The organism is Ruegeria sp. CL6 (genome assembly GCF_056536465.1).
On record NZ_JBQFPR010000022.1, the window covers coordinates 2501 to 6318 of the forward strand.

Annotated in this window: 1 tRNA gene and 2 rRNA genes; all 3 read left to right on the forward strand. The window is 53.0% G+C overall.

Annotation, left to right across the window (positions count from 1 at the left end):
- Nucleotides 1-511 precede the first annotated feature (511 nt).
- The 3 genes from ACR0LH_RS21445 (at nt 512) to ACR0LH_RS21455 (ending at nt 3818) form a co-directional block, all read left to right on the forward strand.
- Nucleotides 512-3377: ribosomal RNA gene (locus ACR0LH_RS21445) — 23S ribosomal RNA — on the forward strand.
- A 192-nt stretch (nt 3378-3569) separates the two neighbouring features.
- Nucleotides 3570-3684: ribosomal RNA gene (gene rrf / locus ACR0LH_RS21450) — 5S ribosomal RNA — on the forward strand.
- Between the two features lie 57 nt (nt 3685-3741).
- Nucleotides 3742-3818, forward strand: a tRNA-Met gene (locus ACR0LH_RS21455).

Here is a 3818-nt window from a genome sequence, read left to right on the forward strand (position 1 = left end):
TCGATTGGCGGTGGCTCCACCATATCACTTCGATCAGATCGTTAAGCACCTTTGGGTTCTTAACCGTCCGATTGGACGTTGCTTCTTCGGAAGCATTGACATCGTATAGAGAGAAATCAATCAACACTGTTTGATCGCGCCGAGTGAGGCGTTGATCTCAGTTGGTCCTCTTCGGAGGAGGTTTGATTAGGGATGTTTCCTCGTCCCTTTTTGAATATCCCGGCTGAAACGAACAGAGTTGTCCAAGTCAAGTACACTAACCCGCATAACTTAACGGTTATGCATTGTCTTCTATCCTCTGCGTGGGGCCGACCGACATCGGCAGCGCGGGTTCCAGGATGGAAGGCGGGAAAGTATGCTTTTGGTTCAGAAGAAAGATCGCCTTTAGTTACCAGCTGGGCGGTCGCGATCGATTTGATTACTAGCGCAGCTTTGGTTGTGTGCGGTCAAACGCACTCAAGTAGCCGAATAGGCGGTAGTGCCAATATCAAGTCTTTCTTTTTCTGGATCAAATCAAGCGCGAGAAGGGCGTTTGGTGAATGCCTTGGCAGCAAGAGGCGATGAAAGACGTGATACTCTGCGATAAGCCATGGGGAGCTGAGAATAAGCTTTGATCCATGGATTTCTGAATGGGGCAACCCACTTGAAAGCTTCATATTGTTAGTTTTGCTACTCAATATGTTGCTTAACCAAGTACTTAAGACCTGAATACATAGGGTTTTAAGAGCAAACCCGGGGAACTGAAACATCTAAGTACCCGGAGGAAAGGAAATCAATTGATACTCCCCTAGTAGCGGCGAGCGAACGGGGACCAGCCGAGCCAGATGAGTGAGAAGAACATGTTGGGAAGCATGGCCATAGCGGGTGACAGCCCCGTATTCTAAGCTCTGATGGACGTATTAAGTAGGGCGGAACACGTGAAATTCTGTCTGAAGATCGGAGGACCACCTTCGAAGGCTAAGTACTCCTTGCTGACCGATAGCGAACCAGTACCGTGAGGGAAAGGTGAAAAGCACCCCGACGAGGGGAGTGAAACAGTACCTGAAACCGAACGCCTACAATCAGTCGGAGGCTCCTTGCGAGCTGACGGCGTACCTTTTGTATAATGGGTCATCGACTTGGTCTTACGAGCAAGCTTAAGCCGTTAGGTGTAGGCGTAGCGAAAGCGAGTCTTAATAGGGCGTATGAGTTCGTGGGATCAGACCCGAAACCGAGTGATCTAGGCATGGCCAGGTTGAAGGTAAGGTAACACTTACTGGAGGACCGAACCCACATCTGTTGAAAAAGATCGGGATGAGCTGTGCCTAGGGGTGAAAGGCCAATCAAACTCGGAGATAGCTGGTTCTCTGCGAAATCTATTTAGGTAGAGCGTCATCCGAATACCCCGGGGGGTAGAGCACTGGATGGGTAATGGGGCCCCACAGGCTTACTGATCCTAACCAAACTCCGAATACCCGGGAGTACTAGATGGCAGACACACTGCGGATGCTAACGTCCGTAGTGGAGAGGGAAACAACCCTGACCTACGACTAAGGCCCCCAATTCATGGCTAAGTGGGAAAGCAGGTGGGACGACCAAAACAACCAGGAGGTTGGCTTAGAAGCAGCCATCCTTTAAAGATAGCGTAACAGCTCACTGGTCTAAATAAGTTGTCCTGCGGCGAAGATGTAACGGGGCTCAAGCCATGAGCCGAAGTCTAGGGATGCGTAAGCATCGGTAGCAGAGCGTAGTGTGACATAGAACCTTGCCTTTTTTACCGCCGGTCATTTGGCGCGAGCAATCGCGCTCAAGTAGCCGAATAGGCGGTAGCGCAGGCATAGGTTCTTTCGATGAAGCGGGCGCGTGAGCGATCCCGTGGAGAGATCACTAGTGAGAATGATGACATGAGTAGCGACAAAGAGTGTGAGAGACACTCTCGCCGAAAGTCCAAGGGTTCCTGCTTAAAGCTAATCTGAGCAGGGTAAGCCGGCCCCTAAGCCGAGGCCGAAAGGCGTAGGCGATGGGAACTAGGTTAATATTCCTAGGCCAGGAGGATGTGACGGATCACGAAGGTTGTTCACCCTTATCGGATTGGGTGGGCCGCTGAGTGGTTCCTGGAAATAGCCCTCCATCAGACCGTACCCTAAACCGACACAGGTGGACTGGTAGAGCATACCAAGGCGCTTGAGAGAACGATGTTGAAGGAACTCGGCAAAATACCTCCGTAAGTTCGCGAGAAGGAGGCCCGGTTCCTAGGCAACTAGGGGCTGGGGGCACAAACCAGGGGGTGGCGACTGTTTATTAAAAACACAGGGCTCTGCGAAGTCGCAAGACGACGTATAGGGTCTGACGCCTGCCCGGTGCCTGAAGGTTAAAAGGAGAGGTGAGAGCCTTGAATTGAAGCCCAGGTAAACGGCGGCCGTAACTATAACGGTCCTAAGGTAGCGAAATTCCTTGTCGGGTAAGTTCCGACCTGCACGAATGGCGTAACGACTTCCCCGCTGTCTCCAACATCGACTCAGCGAAATTGAATTGCCTGTCAAGATGCAGGCTTCCCGCGGTTAGACGGAAAGACCCCGTGCACCTTTACTACAGCTTCGCACTGGCATCAGGATTGTGATGTGCAGGATAGGTGGTAGGCTTTGAAGCAGGAACGCAAGTTCTTGTGGAGCCTCCCTTGAGATACCACCCTTCGCACTCTTGATGTCTAACCGCGGTCCGTTATCCGGATCCGGGACCCTGCGTGGCGGGTAGTTTGACTGGGGCGGTCGCCTCCTAAAGCGTAACGGAGGCGCGCGAAGGTTGGCTCAGAGCGGTCGGAAATCGCTCGTTGAGTGCAATGGCAGAAGCCAGCCTGACTGCGAGACTGACAAGTCGAGCAGAGTCGAAAGACGGCCATAGTGATCCGGTGGTCCCGAGTGGAAGGGCCATCGCTCAACGGATAAAAGGTACGCCGGGGATAACAGGCTGATACTGCCCAAGAGTCCATATCGACGGCAGTGTTTGGCACCTCGATGTCGGCTCATCTCATCCTGGGGCTGGAGCAGGTCCCAAGGGTACGGCTGTTCGCCGTTTAAAGAGGTACGTGAGCTGGGTTTAGAACGTCGTGAGACAGTTCGGTCCCTATCTGCCGTGGGTGTAGGAGACTTGAGAGGAGTTGCCCCTAGTACGAGAGGACCGGGGTGAACGATCCACTGGTGGACCAGTTGTCGTGCCAACGGCAGTGCTGGGTAGCTATGATCGGACAGGATAACCGCTGAAGGCATCTAAGCGGGAAGCCCCCCTCAAAACAAGGTCTCCCTGAGGGCCGTGGAAGACCACCACGTCAATAGGCCGGAGATGTAAGCGCAGTAATGCGTTCAGTTGACCGGTACTAATCGCCCGATAGGCTTGATTTGATCCAGTAATGGAAAGACAAAATCAAAACCGAAAGCATACACCGACCTTGACAATGGATAACGTCGCAGCGCCTAGCCGCGATGTTGATTGATATAACAACCGTGCGGCAACGCGCATTCGTAAACGAATACGCTGCCTGCCGCACGTCGCGCTTTTGCTCCGCAAAAGTCGCGACGGGGGCTTTTCCTCGGTTTGGTGGTCATAGCGCAAGTGAAACACCCGGTCCCATCCCGAACCCGGAAGTTAAGCACTGCCGCGCCAATGGTACTTGGGCTTAAGCCCCGGGAGAGTAGGTCACCGCCAAACCTAGTAAAAGCCCGCAAAACAGCATTCTCTCTAACGATGATACAAATCTGACTCTGACGCGGGATGGAGCAGCCCGGTAGCTCGTCAGGCTCATAACCTGAAGGTCGTAGGTTCAAATCCTACTCCCGCAACCA